This is a genomic window from Lysinibacillus sp. FSL H8-0500, assembly GCF_038051955.1.
Taxonomy (GTDB): Bacteria; Bacillota; Bacilli; order Bacillales_A; family Planococcaceae; genus Lysinibacillus; species Lysinibacillus macroides.
The window spans coordinates 635,758-656,217 of the sequence record NZ_CP150292.1 but is presented as its reverse complement, the minus strand read 5'-3'; the positions used below and the strand labels follow the sequence as shown (position 1 = coordinate 656,217).

Annotated in this window: 18 protein-coding genes, 1 pseudogene, 1 riboswitch and 1 other annotated feature; of the genes and pseudogenes, 6 read left to right on the top strand and 13 right to left on the bottom strand. The window is 36.2% G+C overall.

All coding sequences use genetic code 11. The annotated features are described in order from the left end of the window. The first annotated feature begins 139 nt into the window (after window positions 1–139). Window positions 140–1,402: a threonine ammonia-lyase IlvA gene (ilvA, locus tag MHB44_RS03035; protein ID WP_341301543.1), complete on the top strand. Its 1,263-nt coding sequence runs from the start codon at window positions 140–142 to the stop codon at window positions 1,400–1,402. A gap of 143 nt (window positions 1,403–1,545) precedes the next feature. Here the strand turns inward: ilvA and MHB44_RS03030 are convergent, their stop codons facing one another. The 3 genes from MHB44_RS03030 to MHB44_RS03020 form a co-directional block, all read right to left on the bottom strand. Continuing rightward, window positions 1,546–2,484, bottom strand: coding sequence for a nuclease-related domain-containing protein (locus tag MHB44_RS03030; RefSeq protein WP_341301542.1), 939 nt, complete (start codon window positions 2,482–2,484; stop codon window positions 1,546–1,548). 273 nt (window positions 2,485–2,757) lie between these two features. Continuing rightward, on the bottom strand, window positions 2,758–4,866 hold the full coding sequence (locus tag MHB44_RS03025; RefSeq protein ID WP_341301541.1) for a methyl-accepting chemotaxis protein: 2,109 nt from the start codon (window positions 4,864–4,866) through the stop codon (window positions 2,758–2,760). 154 nt (window positions 4,867–5,020) lie between these two features. Beyond that, window positions 5,021–5,230, bottom strand: a complete 210-nt coding sequence (locus MHB44_RS03020) for a transcriptional regulator (protein WP_341301540.1) — start codon at window positions 5,228–5,230, stop codon at window positions 5,021–5,023. A gap of 357 nt (window positions 5,231–5,587) precedes the next feature. Between MHB44_RS03020 and MHB44_RS03015 the strand changes: the two genes are divergently transcribed. Beyond that, window positions 5,588–5,980 carry a helix-turn-helix domain-containing protein gene (locus MHB44_RS03015; RefSeq protein WP_341301539.1) on the top strand — a complete coding sequence of 131 codons (393 nt, stop codon included), beginning with the start codon at window positions 5,588–5,590 and terminating at the stop codon, window positions 5,978–5,980. A gap of 166 nt (window positions 5,981–6,146) precedes the next feature. Here MHB44_RS03015 and MHB44_RS03010 read toward each other — a convergent pair whose 3' ends face one another. From MHB44_RS03010 to MHB44_RS02980, 7 genes are all read right to left on the bottom strand, one after another. After that, a complete protein-coding gene (locus MHB44_RS03010; RefSeq protein ID WP_053993188.1) occupies window positions 6,147–6,941 on the bottom strand; it encodes an ABC transporter ATP-binding protein in 795 nt (264 codons plus the stop codon). After that, entirely contained in the window at window positions 6,934–7,932 is a 999-nt protein-coding gene (locus MHB44_RS03005; RefSeq protein ID WP_053993189.1) for an ABC transporter permease, read from the bottom strand. The genes MHB44_RS03010 and MHB44_RS03005 overlap by 8 nt, the downstream gene beginning before the upstream one ends. A gap of 85 nt (window positions 7,933–8,017) precedes the next feature. Further along, window positions 8,018–9,037, bottom strand: coding sequence for an ABC transporter substrate-binding protein (locus MHB44_RS03000; RefSeq protein ID WP_341301538.1), 1,020 nt, complete (start codon window positions 9,035–9,037; stop codon window positions 8,018–8,020). Between the two features lie 259 nt (window positions 9,038–9,296). Further along, window positions 9,297–9,698 carry a DUF3221 domain-containing protein gene (locus MHB44_RS02995; RefSeq protein ID WP_053993191.1) on the bottom strand — a complete coding sequence of 134 codons (402 nt, stop codon included), beginning with the start codon at window positions 9,696–9,698 and terminating at the stop codon, window positions 9,297–9,299. 88 nt (window positions 9,699–9,786) lie between these two features. Beyond that, window positions 9,787–10,365 carry a TetR/AcrR family transcriptional regulator gene (locus MHB44_RS02990; protein WP_053993192.1) on the bottom strand — a complete coding sequence of 193 codons (579 nt, stop codon included), beginning with the start codon at window positions 10,363–10,365 and terminating at the stop codon, window positions 9,787–9,789. Continuing rightward, window positions 10,362–12,566, bottom strand: a complete 2,205-nt coding sequence (locus tag MHB44_RS02985) for an FtsX-like permease family protein (RefSeq protein ID WP_341301537.1) — start codon at window positions 12,564–12,566, stop codon at window positions 10,362–10,364. Before MHB44_RS02985 ends, MHB44_RS02990 begins: the two co-directional genes overlap by 4 nt. A 17-nt stretch (window positions 12,567–12,583) precedes the next feature. Further along, window positions 12,584–13,276, bottom strand: a complete 693-nt coding sequence (locus MHB44_RS02980; RefSeq protein ID WP_341301536.1) for an ABC transporter ATP-binding protein — start codon at window positions 13,274–13,276, stop codon at window positions 12,584–12,586. Window positions 13,277–13,417: 141 nt separating this feature from the next. Then, window positions 13,418–13,462: riboswitch (PreQ1 riboswitch) on the top strand. A gap of 6 nt (window positions 13,463–13,468) precedes the next feature. Between MHB44_RS02980 and MHB44_RS02975 the strand changes: the two genes are divergently transcribed. Together MHB44_RS02975 and trpB are read left to right on the top strand one after the other, a co-directional pair. Continuing rightward, entirely contained in the window at window positions 13,469–13,951 is a 483-nt protein-coding gene (locus MHB44_RS02975; RefSeq protein WP_341301535.1) for a QueT transporter family protein, read from the top strand. 72 nt (window positions 13,952–14,023) lie between these two features. Then, window positions 14,024–14,223, top strand: a binding site (T-box leader). A gap of 58 nt (window positions 14,224–14,281) precedes the next feature. Continuing rightward, the gene (trpB, locus tag MHB44_RS02970; protein ID WP_341301534.1) at window positions 14,282–15,445 is read left to right on the top strand and encodes a tryptophan synthase subunit beta; all 1,164 of its coding nucleotides are present in this window, start codon (window positions 14,282–14,284) and stop codon (window positions 15,443–15,445) included. Between the two features lie 45 nt (window positions 15,446–15,490). Here trpB and MHB44_RS02965 read toward each other — a convergent pair whose 3' ends face one another. Beyond that, window positions 15,491–17,110, bottom strand: a complete 1,620-nt coding sequence (locus MHB44_RS02965; RefSeq protein ID WP_341302911.1) for a long-chain fatty acid--CoA ligase — start codon at window positions 17,108–17,110, stop codon at window positions 15,491–15,493. A 462-nt stretch (window positions 17,111–17,572) separates the two neighbouring features. Between MHB44_RS02965 and MHB44_RS02960 the strand changes: the two are divergent. Further along, window positions 17,573–17,683: pseudogene (locus tag MHB44_RS02960) on the top strand (IS3 family transposase); the annotation flags it as partial. A 118-nt stretch (window positions 17,684–17,801) separates the two neighbouring features. Here the strand turns inward: MHB44_RS02960 and MHB44_RS02955 are convergent. Next, window positions 17,802–18,827 (bottom strand): hypothetical protein, encoded by a 1,026-nt coding sequence (locus MHB44_RS02955; RefSeq protein ID WP_341301533.1) that lies wholly within the window; start codon window positions 18,825–18,827, stop codon window positions 17,802–17,804. Continuing rightward, on the bottom strand, window positions 18,820–19,398 hold the full coding sequence (locus MHB44_RS02950; protein ID WP_341301532.1) for a sigma-70 family RNA polymerase sigma factor: 579 nt from the start codon (window positions 19,396–19,398) through the stop codon (window positions 18,820–18,822). Before MHB44_RS02950 ends, MHB44_RS02955 begins: the two co-directional genes overlap by 8 nt. A gap of 495 nt (window positions 19,399–19,893) precedes the next feature. Between MHB44_RS02950 and MHB44_RS02945 the strand changes: the two genes are divergently transcribed. Further along, window positions 19,894–20,391: a hypothetical protein gene (locus tag MHB44_RS02945; RefSeq protein ID WP_341301531.1), complete on the top strand. Its 498-nt coding sequence runs from the start codon at window positions 19,894–19,896 to the stop codon at window positions 20,389–20,391. The last annotated feature ends 69 nt before the right edge of the window (window positions 20,392–20,460 follow it).

Here is a 20,460-nt window from a genome sequence, read left to right as displayed (position 1 = left end):
ATGAGATTTTTTTGAGAAATCGCTTACATCACAAAATAGACACGGAAAATTTAGAATTTACTAAAAATTAATGCCAAAAAGTTAATAAAATATGCTATCATAGATAAATGTTTTAAACGTATAACGGAGGATGAATATTATGGAAGTTGCTGATACGAAAACCGTGCAAGTAGAGAATGTCCTGATTGCACATCATTTTTTAAAAGATGTAGTTGTACATACACCACTACAAAAAAACGACTATTTATCCGAGAAATACGGAGCTAGTATTTATTTTAAACGCGAGGATTTACAGCATGTCCGCTCCTTTAAGCTTCGTGGAGCCTATTATAAAATTAAAAAAATTGAGGATGAGGCACGTAAGGTTGGCGTTGTGTGCGCAAGTGCAGGCAACCATGCACAGGGCGTAGCATATGCCTGTGCCCAATTAAAAATTCAAGCTAGTATTTTTATGCCTCAAACAACACCTAAGCAAAAAATAGATCAAGTACGAATGTTTGGCCGTGAGTATGTGGAAATTATTTTAGCAGGTGATACATTCGATGACTCTGCTGAAAGTGCACAAAGCTATTGTGATGAGCATGGTAAAATCTTTATTCACCCATTTGATGATTTCGATGTTATTGCGGGTCAAGGCACCGTAGCCGTAGAAATTATGAATGATATGGAGGAGCCAATCGACTATGTATTTGGCAGTATTGGTGGCGGTGGCTTAATGTCTGGTGTTTCTGCCTATGTAAAAAACCTTTCCCCTACTAGTAAAATTATTGGTGCGGAACCTGCTGGTGCTGGCAGTATGAAGGCTGCCTTTGCCGAGGGTGGCGCAGTAGCGCTGGATTGGATTGATAAATTTGTGGATGGGGCTGCCGTAAAATGTGTTGGTCACCACACATACAATGTTTGTCGTCGTTATTTAGACGATATTGTGCTTGTGCCTGAAGGAAAAGTTTGTACAACAATTTTAGATTTATATAATAAACATGCGATTATTGCGGAGCCTGCTGGGGCATTATCAGTGGCAGCACTGGATTTTTATAAAGAAGAAATTAAAGGCAAGTCTGTCGTTGTCATCATTAGTGGTGGTAATAATGATATTGGTCGTATGCAGGAAATTAAAGAAAAGTCTTTAATTCATGAAGGCTTGCTGTATTACTTTATTGTCAGCTTCCCTCAGCGTGCAGGAGCGCTTCGCCAATTCCTAACAAGTGTGCTTGGGCCAAACGATGATATTACAACGTTTGAGTATACCAAGAAAAATAATAAAGAAAGTGGTCCTGCCCTTGTCGGCATCGAACTTGGCAATCGTGATGAGTACGAAGGCTTACTCGCACGAATGGACGAATTCGGCTTCAAATACAAAGAAGTTAACAACGATATCCAACTATTTGGCTTACTCGTTTAACATCAAAGAGTCTCACTTCTTAGCAAGTGAGGCTTTTTTATTGACTAAAATTTTGTGTTTATTAATCAAACTTAGCATTTTATCGACCAACTTTTGAAAATTATCAACAAAACTATCTGACCGCTCGATAGTTTTGTCACTTATTACTTTGCACGTATAATATATTTCCGATTTTTATTTTGACCAACCGCTTTAAATTTTAACTTTTTTAAAAGATAGTAAGCTGCCCTTTCAGAGGACATATTAAAAAAATCACAAAACTCAGCCTTCGAAATTTGCTCTCCTATTAATAAACGATAATCTTGCAAAGCATGCCAAAATGCTTGTTCATCCACTTTATGACAATGCGTGCATCTCCATCTACCATACATGTAGCTCACAACATATGCAAAGCTACAATGCGAACATAACGCTCCTTTTCGCAATTCATTTCGCGAAATAGTAGAATTCCATTGTGAAGGCTTATGATGTTGTAACATATAGGTACAGAGCTCACTTAATTCCTCTTTGTCTATATAAATCGTTTGATGCTGCTTTAGCAATCGCTCAATTCTTTCAACAAGACCACTTACATGTAAAATAGGCTGCGAGGATAAACTTACTGACATAATCATATTCGGATTTGCCGCCACAACTAAATACTTAATCGGCATTACATAGCCACGCTCATATAAAAATTTGCTTAAAAATCGAGCATGTCGCTTCACCTGATCAAAAGGATTGCGAAAGCCCTCTACTTTCCCATCAGCGTGTATTCGAATAAATTGATGCTTTTCCTTCATATACTCAACACGACCCACAATATTTTTAATTTCCAGTACTAAGACAAAATTTTGTGTTAAAAGCAAAGTATCCATTTGATACATCGATTGAAACTCCACATCATGTAGTAAAATATAAGGCTGTTGTAGATTTATCTCCTGCCATACTTTATCAACGTGCTGTTCGCCTGCATAGCCAGCCCTTACTCGCCTTAACATTTCTTGAAAATACTCGTACCTCGCATGATCCTTTGGCAATCTTCTATCAAGTGCTTCTAAGACTAATTGCTTAAAGGACTTTTCTCGCTGTTTCACAAACATTATTTCACCCCCTTTTCCCTATTATAAAATGACCATCACAACCATTGCATTTTTAACAGTCACTTTTACTCGATTATCGCTCAATCCCCTTCATTCATCAGCCAAAATATAAAAAACGCCTATATTTTTATATAAGCGTTTATCATGTCTCGCGTCTACACGGCGTTAATAAAGAATCTTCCCTCTTGCGCCTTTATCTCAACATAATATTAAATTCTATATTTTTATTACAACACTTATTAGTAATTCAAAACAAACTCTTTAAATAATCGATCAATATTTAAACTTCGCTAACGCAAATTGTAAGGATTCAGATGTTGTAGCTAATGTTTTAGCCATACTATTAATCTCTTGAACAGAGGCGGTTTGTTCCTCCATCGTAGCTAGTAATTCCTCAGAGCTTGCTGATGATTGCTGACTAATCGCTGAAATCGTTTCAATTGCCTGCAAAACACCAAATGTATCATGATTAATTTGCTGCGAGGCTTTTGTAATATAATTAAATTGTTTGACGATCGCTAAAATATGTTGTGCAATCTCATCTAAAGCCTGCTTATTGGCATCAATTAATTGTGAGCTATTTTGCACCTCTTGTACAACCCCACCCATAAATTGCCCAGCCATCGCCGACTCATTCAGCACATTATCAATAATTGCTGAAATTTGATTTGTTGATTGTGCGGATTCTTCCGCAAGCTTTTTTACTTCATCCGCTACCACTGCAAAACCCTTTCCATGCTCGCCAGCTCTAGCTGCCTCGATTGCCGCATTTAAAGCCAGTAGATTGGTTTGAGAGGCGATGGCATCAATTACTTGTAAAATACGATTAATTTCAACAGATTTCTCACCGAGCGCATTAATAACATTCGATGTGGCTACAACTTGCTCCTCCATTGATTGCATCCCCAGAATAGACTGCTCAGCACTCACCATTCCTTGCTTCGATGATTCCTCTGTTTGTTGAGAACGGCTCGTCAGTTCTTCAATAAAAGTATTAATTTCATTTATCCTTTTACTTACTTCCCGTGTAATCGTCATCGTGGAACTAGCATATTCAGCTTGCTGTGTTGCACCTACCGTCAGCTCACTTGTTGTTGTTAACACCTGCTCGATACCATTGCTAATATCTTGCGTTGAGGACATCAGCTCTTCACTATAGGTATTTACTTGTTCTGAAATAGTATGTGCTTCGATAATAAGCTTCCTCATATTGTCTGTCATTTCATTCATCGCAAATGCAAGCTCACCAATTTCGTCATTTGACCTCACTTGCAATAATTCAACATTTAAGTCCCCTGAGGCAATCGTTTTTACCTGTACAATAGTTGAAATAATTGGACGAATAACGCTACGCATCACTAAAAATATACTAATAGTAATAATAATTATACCAAGGATCGCTACAATAATTGATGCCCACATCGCTTCAGAAGCCTGAGCGGTTACTTCTTTTTTAGGTACAACTACCACGATAGACCATGTCTCATCCAAACCGATATGTATGGGGCTAACATACATGTAAGTAAGCTCTTGTAATGTCATAGAGATATCTTCTATAAACACACTTTCGCCAGTTTGAACGGCTTGTTGAATTTTATCTATATTTTTTAGCTTGATCGACTCAGTTAGTGGCGTATTGACAATTTTCTTATTAGGGTGAGCAATGATCGTTTCATTACCTGTAATAATTGTACCAAAGCCACTCTCAAAAAGTTTCACAGCCTCATTTAATTTTTGTAGCGTCTCTAAAGAAATATCCACACCCACAGCACCTACAAATTTACCATTGACCTTAATTGGTGTAGTGAGAGTTGTCATTAAAATCTCTTGACCGTTTATTTCATAATAGTAAGGCTCTAAAATCGTTTCTTTGCCGCTGTTTTTAGCCAGTAAGTAATAATCACCTTCTCCTTCTTGATCATACCCAACTAAAGGATTTAATTTAAGAGTGCCGTTATTATCGCGAGACCAGGTTGGAATAAAACGTCCTGTTCCATCATGACCTAACTTATTTATGTAATAATTATCCATTTTATCAAAAACATTCGGCTCCCAAATTGTCCAAACAGCAAGGAAATTATCATTTTCTGAGAGAATTTGTTTTAGCATCGCATTAACCAAATCACGATCGCCTTTTCCTTCCTCTACCATTGTTTTCAAATTAGAGCCTAGTGTATGTGTGATATCTAGTGTGTAATTAAATGTACCTTCTAATTCACTTGCATACTTTAAACCTTCTGCTTGTATAAGCTTTTGTGCATGGTCAGTTGCCGAATTTACAGCCGAGCGATTTGATTGCATAATATTGATACCTAAAATTATTACGAAAACAATCAAAATAACAGGTAGTATTGTCAATAAGATCTTTCTTAATAGCTTCATGCTTTGTTTACTACTATAACTTTGAAGTTAGTCCATGTAGTTGAATTTAGTAGTATCTTCCTCCTTTTTCTTTACTAATGCCCAGCGTTAAAAGTTGGATTGTGAGAACTTACAAATTAGTGATTTTATTTTACTACATTCCCTTCATCAATCTTTATGCGGATTGATGCTCATCCTCTTCTAAGTTGAGCACTTCATAGATTTTCGGTAAATATTTTTCGCCACTGCGCTCACCATGTAAAATAAAATTCATATACATCTTACTTGTGCCCACTTGCTTACAAAGCCATACTTGTGTTTTGCCTAAATCTACTAGACGTTTAATAATTCTTTTACCTTGAGGCGTCAGTTGCCGCTTTTTCATCTATTCATCCCTCCTCAACACTACATTCTGTAATTAATCACAACAGCTTCTTGTCAATTTTCAGAAAATTATCAAACCTACTTGTCTACCCTTTTCGAAATTTTGTAAGAAACCTCTAGCTATTGCTCTGACCTATGATGATATATAGAATCATTCCCTTCTATTCAATTGCCGATATACATATATTAAAGTTAATTACCGTTGACTATATACAATGACCAACTGTGATAAACTTTATTTGATATATTTGTTTATCTTGATTTTATTATAATACCCACAAACGTGGGGTGTCAACATAAAAACAACACAAATGTAGTAAATTTAATTTTAAAAACATACAAATATGGGGTGGATATTATGACGAATAATTTTGGAGAACGTTTAAAAATGGCTTTGAAGGCTGCGGGCTATACTCAAAAGAAGGCAACTGAAGAATTAGAGTTATCAAAGAATGCTATCACAAATTATGTAGCGGGACGAATTCCTGATGCACAAATTTTATACAAATTAGCACAGCTTTGCTCTGTTTCAATGGAATGGTTACTGACTGGTGAAGATCATCCATCTCATTCTACTGAAAAAGAAAATTCGTATGAAATGGAACTATTGCAGTTATTCCGCAGACTTTCCCAAGAAGATCAACTACGAACACTTGGTTATATAGAATCTTCTATAGATAAGCAAGATAAAAAAGCAAGCTCATCCAGTTCGATACATGGCGAAGAAACCGCGACAGATGAAACGGCTTAATTTTTAAGTCCAAATGATAAACTTGTATATCATTTAGCAAGACTCCTTCATGTATTGTGAAATAGATGAAAGGTTATTTAATAGTTTACACGCTTAGTCATCCTCCTCTCTCAGAACATAGAAAAACAGGCAAAGGATTACTCCTTGCCTGTTTTATTGACGTATATTAACCTAATAAAGCACGATCGGAATTCATTTTTTCGCCACGAATGCGTTCAAATTCAGCCATTAAATCAGGGATCGTTAATGTGTGCTTACGATCCTCCTCAACCTCTAAAATAATTTGACCTTTGTCCATCATAATCAGACGATTGCCTAAATCTAAGGCTTGCTGCATATTATGCGTGACCATTAATGTCGTTAGCTGATCCTTGTCTACTAAATACTTGGTAATGCGCGTAATCAACTCTGCACGAGAGGGGTCAAGTGCCGCCGTATGCTCATCCAGCAATAAAATAGATGGCTTGGTGAAGGTTGCCATTAACAGCGATAAAGCCTGACGCTCCCCACCTGATAGCAGACCTACCTTTGCCGACAGACGGTTTTCAAGGTTTAAGCCAAGCATTTCTAACGATTCTTTAAAAAACTCACGACGTTTTTTAGCTACACCTATACGTAGCCCTCTGCTCTTATTGCGAGAGTATGCCAGTGCCAAATTCTCCTCAATCGTCATCGTTGGTGCTGTACCTGCCATTGGGTCTTGGAATACACGACCAATATATTGTGAGCGTTTATATTCAGGCAAGCCAGTTACATCATTCCCATCAATGGATACTATACCGAAATCGGGTGTTAAAGCTCCTGATATCATATTCATCATCGTTGATTTTCCTGCACCATTACTACCAATGATTGTCACAAAATCACCTGGCTTTAAATGGAGGTTAATCTCGGCAAGCGCAATTTTTTCATCTGGTGTTCCTTCATTAAAAATTTTATTAATTCCCTTTAATTTAAGCAAGGCCTTTTCCTCCCTGTGCACGCTTTGCCTTTCGTTTGCGTTCCTTGCCCTTATTAATAAATTGAGGCAGGATAAGTGCCAAAATAACAATTACAGCAGTAATTAATTTCATATCCCCTGAATCTAGGAAATCTACGCGCAATGCTAATGCTAAAATAATACGATAAATAACAGCGCCTGCAATAACAGCAAAAGTTGTGCGGATAATTGTCTTTGTGCCAAAAATAGCTTCACCAATAATAACAGATGCAAGACCAATAACAATCATACCAATCCCCATACTAACATCTGAGAACTTTGAATATTGTGCGATTAAAGCTCCAGAAAATGCGACAAGTGCATTGGAAAGTCCTAGCCCTAAAATAATAAGTGTATCTGTATTTGCTGAGAAGCTACGAATCATTCGCTTATTATCACCAGTTGCTCGGATAGCTAGCCCGACCTCTGTTTTTAAGAACCAATCTGCTAATAACTTAATAACAATTGTAATGAGTAATACGATGATCATTACGCTCCATGTAGCAGGTACTTTTTGAAGACCCATGCTTGATAATAAGTTATTAAGAACAGTGTCGATACCTAAGTTACTCCAAAATGCTTGAAACTTAGAAAATATTGTTTCTGAATTTAATAATGGAATATTCGGACGACCTATCGTATTTTCTGCAGTTAACCCCATAATTCGTAGGTTAATAGAATATAAAGCAATCATCATTAAAATTCCTGATAATAGTGGGTTAATCTTCCCTTTTGTGTGAAGAATTCCTGTCATACATCCAGCAATAAATCCAGCAACAATTGCCACTAAAGTTGCTAAGACGGGGTGGTAACCAAGCAGAACCATTGTTGCTGCTGTAGCCGCCCCTGTTACAAAGCTTCCATCAACGGTTAAATCTGGAAAATCTAACACTCGAAACGTTAAATATACACCAAGTGCCATAATTGCATAGATGATTCCTTGCTCCACTGCGCCAAATAATGCTAAAAACATTGTTGAATCATCTCCTAAATTTCTTGTATTGATCTTGTTGTTAAATGAAGATAAAGCGGGGATGATTTACCCCGCTTTGCTTTCATTACTCTAAAATTTCTGCACCCCAAGAATCTTGAATTTCGATGCCTAGGTCATCCGCTACTTTTTTATTAATTAGTAGCTTTAAGTTTTGCGGATATTGTGCAGGTGTATCAGCAGGTGTTGCTTCACCCTTTAAAATTTTCACAGCCATTTGTCCCGCTTCATAGCCAATATCGGAATATTCAAAGCCATACGCAGCCAAACCACCACGTGCAACGGAGTCTAATTCTCCTACAATCAATGGTAATTTATTTGTATTAGCAACATCAATAACAGATTCTAAAGCAGAAACAACTGTGTTATCTGTAATAATATAGAAAGCATCTACTTTACCAATTAATGATTCTGTAGCTTGCTTTACATCCGCCGAAGTAGCTGCTGATGCTTCTACAACTGTTAAGCCTTGCTCATCCATCACCTTTTTCACTTCAGTCACTTGTGCAACAGAGTTTTGTTCACCAGCATTGTAAACCATACCTACTTTTTTCGCGCCAAGCTCTTTGAAGAATGCTACTGTTTTTGCAATTGTTTCAGGATGTAAATCAATTGTACCTGTTACGTTTTTCCCCGGCTTCTCCATTGATTCAATTAACTCTGCACCAACAGCATCTGTAACAGATGTAAAAATAATTGGAATATCACTTGTAGCTGTTGCTGCTGCTTGAGCAGAAGGTGTAGAGTTTGCAAAAATTAAATCTACATCTGCTCCTACTAGATTGTTTGCAATAGTAGAGTTAAGGCTGTTATCACCTTGTGCAATTTGTGCATCGTACTCAACCTTTAAGCCAGCATCATCAATCGCCTTTTTAAAGCCCTCTGTTGCAGCATTTAATGATGGGTGCTCTACAATCTGTGTAATCCCAATTTTATAGGTTGTCTCTGCTGCTTTTTCACTTTCACTTGCATTATTTTTTTCATCTCCACTTGAATCAGATGAACTAGAGCCGCCATTGCCACATGCAGCTAATAGTAAAACTAATCCAAATAATAGGAATGAAAGCTTTTTCATATTGCTCTTCACTAATAATCCCCCTGACTATCTCTCAAATATCTATCACACTTTATCTAAACAAAGTATGAATGTATCGCTATATTATCGTTAATTAGGAAGGTTCGTCAACAACATTATGAATGTTCTGACTTTTAAATTTGACAAAATATTTTAGGTTTTCTATTAATTCGTCACTTTAAACCGCTAAACTACGCTATTTTCACAGAACAAAATCTTTTTCTACCATAATAAAATTTTTTATGACAATTTTTCGACAATAGACAGATAATCAAAATTTTTCTATATGCTGTACTTTGATTTTAGCTGGATATGATTCAAAAACCTGAGAATACCAAATCCGCACTTTATCCCCGTTTTTAATATTTTTCATAAGCAGTTTCGAGGGATTGTCTAACATTGATACTGATTCAAATCTATTAGCATAGCGAGAAAAAACGATGGCATTTTCCCCCATCGAATGATCCTCGTATGAAAAATTCTCTATATCTGGCTGTTGGATATGCTCTCCTTGGATGAAATAAATGCTTCCTTCATACGAAACAATATAGCCCACCTCGCCCTCACCTGTTGTATTGACGCTATTAGAAAACTCGCCTATCATCCACAAAGCCACAAGAGCAAGCAATAAGAAAGTAAGATTCATCAAAGGCTGTGGGACTCTGCTCCACATATCAATCACCTTCTATTATTTTTAATGCTATAGAAAAAACCTGACGCTCCTATTTGAAAGATGTCAGGCTGTTATGGTATTTAGTGCTTTACTTTTTTAAGATGGCTACCAACCACTCACTTTGGGGCAACGGTATGTCAGGAAAACAAATATACGTTTGTGCAACGCCTTGAATAGCAGAATAAAAACAGCCTGCAAGAGCTCTTGGGTCACCTTCTCGTATTTCTCCTTTCGTCTGCCCTGCTTTAACTAAGCTTTCAAATTCCTTTGATGCTGCGATATCCTTAGCCATTTGTTGAATTGTGTTTGGTAAATTACTTGCAATTTGTGTTTGGGCAACCAACATAAATAATTTTGCTGATAGTGGATACATACTAAAAGAATCCAGTATCATCGTCACCATCGTATTTAAATGTACGAGCGGTTGCTCTAATTCTGCTTCAGAAATATGGATAGTAGACATACTCGCTTTCGCTCGGTTCAAAAGCTCAAGGTATACCTCTTCTTTTGAGCTGAAATAATGAAACATTAATCCTTGGCTAATCCCAAATGTATCTGCAATCTCTTTCGTTGTAGTCCCATGATAACCATTTCTTATAAACAAATCCAAGCCCGCGTTTAGAATTTGCTCCCGTCTAACTTCCTTCTGTTCGCGGCGTTTATTCATTTCATCATAACCTCCTGCAATGATACTGCATTAATGCTTTTTTTATAGAGTAACATAATAAGTTCATAGGAAATAGCAAAGATAATAAGTGAAAGCATGATTGCCTTACTATCTGGTGTCATCGGTATTGCTATTGTAGAAGATTTAGCTAATGTACCAAATAAAAAATGAGATAAAGCAATCGCATAAAATGTCCCAATCACAAACCCGATATATGCGATGATACGAAAGCCTGACAGGACGATTCGATTGCACTCTGAATTCGTATAGCCAAATGCTTTCATCAATGCTAAATATTTGCGATTAGCTGTAATAATAACCTTGACAACAATACCAATTGTTAAAATACTTAAAGCTAAACCAATGATAATAAATAAAAATGACAGAGCTATATACGTTCCCTTTTGCTGAGAGCTGGATTTTACTATATCTTCGAATTTCGATACAAATACATGCTGTTTGTTGTCAAACTCAACGTTGTCAGCCGTAAATACACCATTGTAGACTGCCCTGTCTAAGATACCAGCTTGGATAGCCATTGCACCATCACCATAGACCGTTTCCCCATACACGGATTGTTCGATCGCTGTGATAGGTAACGGATAAATATCATTGTTTATATAAATCTTGATCGTGTCCCCTATTGCTAAGTCATATTTCTTACGCATCCAATCATTCACAACGATCCCCTTTTGCTGTGAAATGTCTATGTTATGTTGCTTTTGAATACTATAAAGTTTAAAAAGAGACATGCTATTATATAATGCCATAAATTGTCCATTGTTTAATACTTCCCCATTCGGAAATTCCATTTTACAATCCCTCACAAAATAAGGTGTGTCTGCTTTCAAAGATTCCATTTCCTTAGCCTCCTGATACCGAACATTACTTTCGTACTCGATACCTTTAAGCGTTATGGAGGATACTTTATCAGCCATTGCTTGAAGGGAAAAAGCAATCTGTAAATTTGCACTAACCATGAAGCCAGTAAGCATAGCTAAAAAGACCAATAGAATATTATTTGTGATAATAGATCTAAACACCGTTTTACGAAAAGGCTTAGTTTTTCTACGTTTTTGTCTTTTCTTTACAAAAATATTTACCTTGATTGTTTCTGTCTTATAAATCATTTCTAATGGCGGCTTCCGCAAGGTAAATACTGCAAGTCCAAAAGCCAAAATAGAGAAACATAGTGCCGGCATTATTATAAATAAAATAAATTGTAGACCATTAAAATTTTGTGGAATATCCGGAACAAGGAATGTAGCATTGATTCGATTAATAAACAGTGGACTGATGATAGAGGACATTCCATATCCTATCACGCCGCCTACTAGCACAAAAACACCTATTATCAAATATTTTTTAGCAATCTGTGTAGTCGTATAGCCAAGTGCTTTAAGAATACCCATATCAGATTTTGTCTCATTTATATTTTGGATAATAGTTGTAGTTAGCAATATTATTACAGTGAACACTAAGATGCATACAGCACTTAACAGACAAATTTTAAACATTTTTTCTTTAGTGTTTAACGCTGCAAGTATGTGAGGATTTTCCTCTTTACTTACTATTGATTTTATATTTGGATTCAGACGCATTTCTTCTAATGCGTTTTGCTGCTGCTCCTCTGATAACTCTTCCATAAATCGACCTGAATAACTTACTTTCTCTAGTTCTTCCCAAATTGAGTACATAGCTTCATCACATAATATGAATGCTTGCGTTTTTGCTTGATATGCTAGGCCATTATCCGCTACCATTGGCATAATTGCGTCTGGTAATGTAAAAATGCCACTAATAACATAAGTTCGATTGCCAATAGTAAGTGCACTACCTAGTGTCAATTGATTATCCTGAGAAAAGTTTTTATCTATCGCAATTTCATTTATTGTCTTTGGTGCAGCCCCCTCTGAATACATAGGAATATCTATACTACGTGTATCTTTCATTAAACGAAATATATTTTTATCATCATAAATAACTTTGTAAGCTAATAGATCATACATAAAAGAATACTTTTTTGATAGCTCTGTTATATCCGCATCGTCCTGCAGGGTAAGTGTAAAGTCCTGCTGATTTTGCTCTGCTAAAACCTTTTTGAGGGCACTGGTATTTTGAAGATAAAACACCAGCAACGAACAAATAAACATTGCACAGACAACGACTAATATAAGAAAATAGTGTTTATTTAATTTCATCCGTGTCCCAGCCCTTCTCACCATGTGAGCTCACTCACATCGCATGGATGGGCATTGTTAGTAACTTCTACTATTCTTCCGCTAGACATTTTAATTACCTTTGTGGCAATTTGAGCAATGCTGCTATTGTGTGTGACCATAATAATGGTAAATTTCAGTTGTTTTTGAAGCTTTTTTAAATAAGTTAAGATTTGTTTGCTTGTTTCTTCATCCAATGCCCCAGTCGGCTCATCGCAAAATAAAAAATCAGGTTTCTTTGCTAATGCACGTGCAATCGAAGCTCTTTGTTGCTGTCCCCCTGAAAGTTCATGAGGCAGACGCTGCTCTAATCCACCTAGCCCTACACCATCAATTATTTCACGAATATGTTGATTCCCTTTTAAATCAGCCCCCATTTTTACGTTAGCCTCTACATTTAAAAATGGCAGTAAATAATACGCTTGAAAAATAAAAGCCGTTTTATCCCGTCTAAACAATGTCAATTCTTTCTGTTGTAGCTTACCAATCTCATAATCATCATACAGAATGCTTCCCGAATCAGGTGACTCTAGCCCAGAAATCACATTAAGAAATGTAGATTTGCCAGAGCCAGATGGACCTAAAATGACTACAAACTCTCCATGTTCAATAGTCAAGGAAACTGAATTTAACGCATAAAGCAACTTATTGCCATCTTGATAACTTTTGATTAAATTTTCTACCTTCAACATAGCTCACCCTCCAAAATTTCATTAATTAATCAATTAATAAATAAAATAATATTGTTAATTAATTAATTTGTCAATAAGGGTCACCTTTTTTTACAATTGACTTTATGCAAGCTTTTATATTAAAATATTTATTTGTGTAAAAGCACCGTGGTTCGAGAACCTCCCACGCAAAAAAACTAAGGAGAAATGAATATGAAGATAAAATTTTTAGCAGCAAGTGGTATTATTGCAGCCTTGTATATTGCTGTGACGATGCTTGTTGCACCATTTGGTTTTACAGTGGTACAGTTCCGCGTATCTGAGATTTTTAATCATTTAGTGGCCTTTAATCCGCGCTTTGCCGTAGGTATCATTATTGGAGTCTTTATTTCCAATCTTTTTTCACCACTTGGCGCTTACGATTTAGTGTTTGGTGTTGGTCATTCCTTGATTACTCTTGGGCTGTTTATTGTCATCTGCAAAGTTGTCAAAAATATGTGGGCACGTTTAATCATTAATACATTGTTATTCACATGCACCATGTTTATCATTGCCTTTGAGCTAAACCTCGCTTTAGAGCTACCATTTTTCTGGACTTGGCTCACTGTAGCAGCAGGCGAGTTTGTTGTGCTAGCCTTTGGGGCACCGATTATGTATATTTTAAATAAACGCCTTCATTTTGAACATTTGATTTAACAGACGAGTCTTTTTAGATTCGTCTTTTTTTGGCTTGACACTATTCTGAATATACTCTACAATTCTTTCTAACTAAATGCGATGAAGAAGAATAGTAGCAGGCGTTGTTACTTACTAGAGAGCTGGTGGAGGGTGCAAACCAGTAGTACATACTTGTGAATGGACTTCGGAGCAGCCTTATCCAATGTAAGGCCGATTCACTCCCCGTTATCGGAGTAAAAGTGCGCAAAACATTGCGAATTAAGGTGGCACCACGGTTACTCGTCCTTTAAATCAAGGATTGGAGTGGCTTTTTTTATGGAAAAATTAGACAAGAGGAGTCGAGTGAAGATGAGTACAGTAGTAGAAAAACAAGGGTATTTCGGTGAATTCGGTGGAAGCTTCGTACCAGAGGAGCTTCAAAATGTCTTAAATATTTTAGATGAGAACTTCCAAAAATTTAAAGATGATACAGAGTTTAAACAAGAATTAGATTATTATTTCCGTGAATATGTAGGTCGTCAATCCCCTCTTTATTTTGCAGAGAATTTAACAAAACAATTAGGCGGCGCAAAAATTTATTTAAAGCGTGAAGACCTCAATCATACAGGCTCGCATAAAATCAATAATGTTTTAGGACAGATTTTATTAGCAAAGCGTATGGGCGCAAATCGTGTAATTGCTGAAACAGGTGCAGGTCAACATGGAGTAGCAACTGCTACAGCCTGTGCAATGTTTGGTATGGATTGTACGATTTATATGGGCCTAGAAGATACAAAACGTCAGGCACTAAATGTTTTCCGTATGGAGCTTCTTGGTGCAAAGGTTGTGGCTGTTGATAAAGGACAAGGTCGATTAAAGGATGCGGTGGATGAAGCATTTGCTGACTTAGTAGAAAACTATAAAACAACTTTCTATTTACTAGGCTCTGCGGTTGGTCCACATCCCTTCCCTTCCATGGTGAAGCATTTCCAATCCGTTATTAGCCGCGAAAGTCGTGAACAAATTTTAGAAAAAGAGGGCAAGCTACCAACAGCCGTGCTTGCCTGCATCGGTGGTGGTAGTAACGCGATTGGCGCATTTGCAGAGTATATTGCAGATGAGGATGTTCGTCTGATCGGTATTGAGCCAGATAAAGCTGCAACATTAAATGAAGGAACACCAGGTACATTGCATGGCTTTAAATGTTTAGTGCTGCAAGATGCTGAAGGCAATCCCCTGCCAACCTACTCAATTGCTGCTGGCTTAGATTATCCAGGTGCTGGACCTGAGCATAGCCATTTAAAAACAATTGGTCGTGCCGAGTATATCACAGTTTCAAATGAGGAAGTACTAGAGGCATTTCAGGTGCTTTCTAAAGTGGAGGGTATTATCCCTGCTCTCGAAAGCTCACACGCAGTGGCACATGCGCTTAAACTAGCACCAACCCTCTCAGCCAAGGAGAGCATAATTATTAATATTTCAGGCCGTGGTGATAAGGATGTTGAGCAGGTTTTCCATATGTTAAATAAATAAGCACACAAAAGAGCGACTTCCTATTTAGGGAAATCGCTCTTTTAACTATACTAATGACTTAGGGTATATTTCTGCAACATTATCGCGAAGCTTCGCTTTTAGGAATTTCCCAACAGATGTTTTTGGAATCTCTTCTAAAAATACAACAGCATCTGGAACCCACCATTTTGCAAATTGACTTTCTAAAAATGCAAGGAGCTCCTCTTCTGTTGCTGATTGCCCTTCTTTTAATACAACACATGCCAGCGGTCGCTCCTGCCATTTCGCATGTGGCATGGCGATCACTGCTGCTTCAAGAACAGCATCATGTGTCATTAAAGCATTTTCCAAATCAACAGAGGAAATCCATTCCCCACCAGACTTAATTAAATCCTTTGTGCGATCTGTTATTTTAATAAAGCCATCCTCTGTTCTTACTGCAATATCACCCGTATAGAGCCAGCCATCTCGATAAGCTTCGGCTGTACGTTCATCACGATAGTATTCATGTGAAATCCAGGGACCACGCAAGCGTAATTCCCCCATCGTTTCACCATCCCAAGGTACCTCTCCTTGCTCATTGACAATACTAGATTCAATACCTGCCATCGTCATTCCTTGCATCGCTCTTGCTTCAATACGCTTGTCAATTGACCAGTCATCCATCCATGACATATAGTTGGACAATGCTACAATTGGTGTCGTTTCTGTCATCCCATAGACAACAATATAAGGAATGCCATACTTCTCTTCAAACGTGCGAATAAGTCGAGTTGGTGAAGCTGAACCACCACAGCATATCGCTCTTAATGAACTAATATCTCGTTCTTGTTTTTCCTGCTCCTGCAATACGCCAATCCAAATGGTTGGCACACCAGCCGTCAGTGTGACCTTTTCCTGTTCGATTAAATCTATGATTAATGTGGATGTGAAGTGTGGACCTGGCAATACCTGTGTAGCTCCCACATTGACACTAGCAAATGGCAGCCCCCATGCATTGGCATGAAACATTGGCACAATCGGCATCACGACATCTCTTTCAGCAATGCCCATAGAATCAGACATGCTTAACATCATGCTATGCAATACTAGCCCTCGATGCGAGTAAACAACGCCCTTTGGATTGCCTGTTGTCGCACTTGTATAACACATACCCGCTGGAGCTTCTTCATCAATATCGTCTGGAAATTGGAATCCTTCATCTGCGGCTGCTAATAATTCCTCATAGGATAAGGCATTTGGCAATGTTGTCTTTGGTAATGTTTCATCATCTGTCATAATAATATAATGTTTTACAGTCTTTAATTTTGGCGCAATGTTTTCAATAATAGGTAATAAATCTGCATCTATCATTAAAATTTCATCTTCTGCATGATTAATAATGTACACTAAATGTTCTTCTGATAAACGAATATTGACCATGTGTAAAATAGCCCCTGAGCAAGGTACTGCAAAATAGGCTTCCAAGTGTCGGTGCTGATTCCAAGCAAAAGAGCCAACTTTCGTGCCTTTGGTTACACCAAGCTTGGCAAGTGCATCTGCTAAGCGTCGTGTCCGTTTAGCCCATTGCTCATATGTTAAACGGTGTATTTTCTCAGGACTTGTTCTTGAAATAATCATCTTTCTTGCAAAATAACTCTCTGCTCGTTTAAAAAAATTCGTTAAAACTAAAGGTTCTTGCATCATCATTCATCAACATCCCTTCATCTAATCTTTGCCCCTTTGTGAAATAATAATAGCCTGTATCAAACTGAATACTACCAATATTTCGAATATTATTATATTTCAATTTTATAGTTTAATCTATAATTCCCAATAATTTTCTCCTTTATTTTTATTGACATATAAAGTGAGCCTTCAATCAGTGAACGTTTTTTCATCCTCCACTGATTGGACGTTTCATCAATCAGGTTTTTACAAGCTGTTTGACTTCCACTTAAAGTATGATGGTTTTACCTTATGTTTTGAAGTAGGGGTCTTATAATCTGTTAACACGGGATAAAAAACAGGCTTTCTGTAGTTGTCTGTCATTCAAGACTTATACAACAACGAAATTGTGGGGCAAACGGAATGATTGGTAGCCATTCCAGCAAAGGGAACTGCCACGATAATACCTGCATTGAATCATTCTTCTTGCACTTTAAAGAGGAAATAATCCGAGCTGTTGAGTAGTATATCTACTTTTATAACTACAAACGCTTCCAAAAACGGCTCAACCACCTGACACCGATAGAATATCGACATCAGATGGTTGCTTAGTCTTTTTAAAGCTGTCTACTCGACAGGGGTAAGTCCAAACCTAATAATTGATTATCCTAAAAAACCTTGTTAGAAGAACCCGATGTAATTTGTGGTTTGGTAGTGTATTTTATAATATTCAGTGGTGTTCAATTTTTTTAAAATCTTTTGGAATATTAAATTGAAATTCACTTGATGGGATTGATTTATCTAACGTAAACTTTTGTGTTACTAATGAATTTACTACATTTCCTTCTGGACTGTAAGTTTCCATCTTCATTAAAATTCCAGAGGACTTGTGCACCCAAAGCTTAAATGATACTGATTGATGTTTTTCTGAATTTAATGCCCCTAAATCCCCTTTAATAACAATTACTTTCTCCCCAAGATATTTCTCTTCTTGTTGTTCAATTTCCCATTGACTTTCATCCTGTAAATAATTCGCTGCAATTTCAAAAGGAAATAATGAATCACTGGCTATAGGAGGTCGTTCCCTATACTTGATAATTGAAGAACCGTGAAGATCCTTTCCAAAAACCTCTTCCAAGGAAATTGAACCCTCATTAAGAGATATTCCAATTCCACTCATCTCATACTTTTTTTGTTCCTCATGTAATGTTACTAATTTATTATTATTTACAATAGTGATTCTAGTTATATTCATTTGTTTATTAACTTCTTTTTCATAACCAGCTAAATCTCCTTTTTCCATCCTTACTTTATAATATATTTCTTGTTCTGTAAAAGGATTTTGATATACATATGCACCTTGAGCAGTTTTAAAATAGTCATTAGTGTTTAGCATACGATATAGAATTTCTTTTTTACTCAAGTTGCGAGAGTCATCTTGATTTGAATTTATAATTTTATTGGCATTATCCGATTGAGTTATCCCTTCCTGACCAACAATTTTTTCGGGAATTTCTTTACTTCCTTGAGCTAAATTACTTGAATTAAATAAGAGGTGTTTCCCAGAAAAGAATATTATCGTTATTATAGCTAAACTAAAAATTATACTTAACCCTTTTGGCCACCAATTTTTAGATGATTTTTTTTGATTAATTATACGTTTCATTACCAACTTTTTTTTTTCATCATCAAATCTAATGTCTTTTAATTCAGTTGTTGTCATGTGATTTCGTAATTCTTTTAATCTCTCATCCATTTTTTTTACCTCCTTCTTCATTTTCAAGTACCTCTTTTAACAATTGCTTTGCTTTTCTTAAGCGTGTCTTAATCGTATTCGAATTTACATGAATCATTTTTTCTATCTCACCAATGGATAATTCCTCAAAATAGTACAATATTATTACTTCTCGATACTTCAAAGGCAATTTTAAAACATTTTTTGTTATAAAGACCGATTCGTTCTGCTTCATATATATTGATTCCGTTGATGGTGTTGTGTGATTAACAAATTTGCGAAAAATACTTGTTGGTATCACACGTCTAATATAAGCGCTTTTTAAATAATCTTTACAGCAATTAATAGAAATTTTATACAGCCAGGTTTTTATAGAGGATTCCCTATGAAACCCATCTAACTTTTTAAAAGCTTTAATAAATACTTCTTGAGTCAAATCCTCTGCTATATTTTTATCTTTGACATAACTATATACAAGCCAAATAATATCCTGAGCATAATCATTCATTAATTGTGTAATCAAAGTTTCTTTTTGTTCTTCTTTAAATAAATTTAATTTATCAATGTAAGGTAACTTGCTATATTTGTCCATTCTTATCCTCCCTCCTAATAATTAGACGAGTACAGTTGTGATATGGTTTTCATTAATTGTGTAATTTTGAAATGAAATCCATAAAAAACAAAGAGATAGAAAAACATACTAACATTAGCAGAAGTGAAGGAAAGCAAAACAGTCATTGTTCAAGATATAGAATTATAAACTTAAATAAGTAAGTGTGTACTCAGTGGATAATATTTCAAGACTTTGTCTGCAGGGTATAGTTGTTTAAAACAATGATACTAATTATTGTTATTTTTATCATAAATAAAATAAATATGTATATTTTTTTGGGTTAAAACAACTAATTAACAAAAAATGGTTTTATTTGCTGTACAGCAATGATAACCTACAGTTAACTCGAGTTTATTTTGCTATAGTAAATAAATGATGACCTTTTTCTTTTAGTAAAAGATTAAAGATTCCATCATAATCTTTATCGTTTGTGTTAGTAATTATTATAATATTAAAATGGGAGGAAATGTTTCTATGGGTAAAAAAATCATGTTTTCATTCGCATTCCTTTTAGGGGGAATTTTGTTTGGTAGTACATATGAGTCCGCTAGTGCAGCTACTCATGCTTGTGACAACGATCCATCAAGTATTTACTCTTGTTCTACCTATTCGACTGGAACTTGGACTCTAAATTATTCTAGTTCAAATTATAATGGTGATGCTCGCCTTGCAAACTATAATACTGGCTCTTATTTTTATAACTGGGCATTCAGTAACTACATTGCAGGTGGCACTTGGAATTTAAGAGTTTATTTAGCAAATTCGAGTTTTATAGATCCAAATGCTCGGTATTATGTTTATAATTCAAACTGGTTATACGATGAATATGTGGGTAGTATTAATCAATTTGCTGCTCCAACTGGTTGGAGTTATGTTGGTGTTCCTGTATATTTACCAGGCGGGTATAATAGAGTCACTTTACAAAGTAGCCAGATAAACACAGGAGCAGATGCGATCACTCTTAGCAACTAACTAAAAAAGGAGCATTCCTGTTAGAAGGATTTTCGGGGACTTGAATAAAAAGAGCCCTCTTGGTATGAT

Bases quoted from the DNA above. Each gene is read 5' to 3' on its own strand.
- MHB44_RS02945 (WP_341301531.1), top strand. From the start codon at position 19,894: ATGGGTAAAAAAATCATGTTTTCATTCGCATTCCTTTTAGGGGGAATT.
- MHB44_RS02950 (WP_341301532.1), bottom strand. From the start codon at position 19,398: ATGGACAAATATAGCAAGTTACCTTACATTGATAAATTAAATTTATTT.
- MHB44_RS03015 (WP_341301539.1), top strand. From the start codon at position 5,588: ATGACGAATAATTTTGGAGAACGTTTAAAAATGGCTTTGAAGGCTGCG.
- MHB44_RS02980 (WP_341301536.1), bottom strand. From the start codon at position 13,276: ATGTTGAAGGTAGAAAATTTAATCAAAAGTTATCAAGATGGCAATAAG.
- MHB44_RS02975 (WP_341301535.1), top strand. From the start codon at position 13,469: ATGAAGATAAAATTTTTAGCAGCAAGTGGTATTATTGCAGCCTTGTAT.
- MHB44_RS02985 (WP_341301537.1), bottom strand. From the start codon at position 12,566: ATGAAATTAAATAAACACTATTTTCTTATATTAGTCGTTGTCTGTGCA.
- MHB44_RS02955 (WP_341301533.1), bottom strand. From the start codon at position 18,827: ATGGATGAGAGATTAAAAGAATTACGAAATCACATGACAACAACTGAA.
- MHB44_RS03005 (WP_053993189.1), bottom strand. From the start codon at position 7,932: ATGTTTTTAGCATTATTTGGCGCAGTGGAGCAAGGAATCATCTATGCA.
- trpB (WP_341301534.1), top strand. From the start codon at position 14,282: ATGAGTACAGTAGTAGAAAAACAAGGGTATTTCGGTGAATTCGGTGGA.
- MHB44_RS02990 (WP_053993192.1), bottom strand. From the start codon at position 10,365: ATGAATAAACGCCGCGAACAGAAGGAAGTTAGACGGGAGCAAATTCTA.
- MHB44_RS03025 (WP_341301541.1), bottom strand. From the start codon at position 4,866: ATGAAGCTATTAAGAAAGATCTTATTGACAATACTACCTGTTATTTTG.
- ilvA (WP_341301543.1), top strand. From the start codon at position 140: ATGGAAGTTGCTGATACGAAAACCGTGCAAGTAGAGAATGTCCTGATT.
- MHB44_RS03020 (WP_341301540.1), bottom strand. From the start codon at position 5,230: ATGAAAAAGCGGCAACTGACGCCTCAAGGTAAAAGAATTATTAAACGT.
- MHB44_RS02965 (WP_341302911.1), bottom strand. From the start codon at position 17,110: ATGATGCAAGAACCTTTAGTTTTAACGAATTTTTTTAAACGAGCAGAG.
- MHB44_RS02995 (WP_053993191.1), bottom strand. From the start codon at position 9,698: ATGTGGAGCAGAGTCCCACAGCCTTTGATGAATCTTACTTTCTTATTG.
- MHB44_RS03030 (WP_341301542.1), bottom strand. From the start codon at position 2,484: ATGTTTGTGAAACAGCGAGAAAAGTCCTTTAAGCAATTAGTCTTAGAA.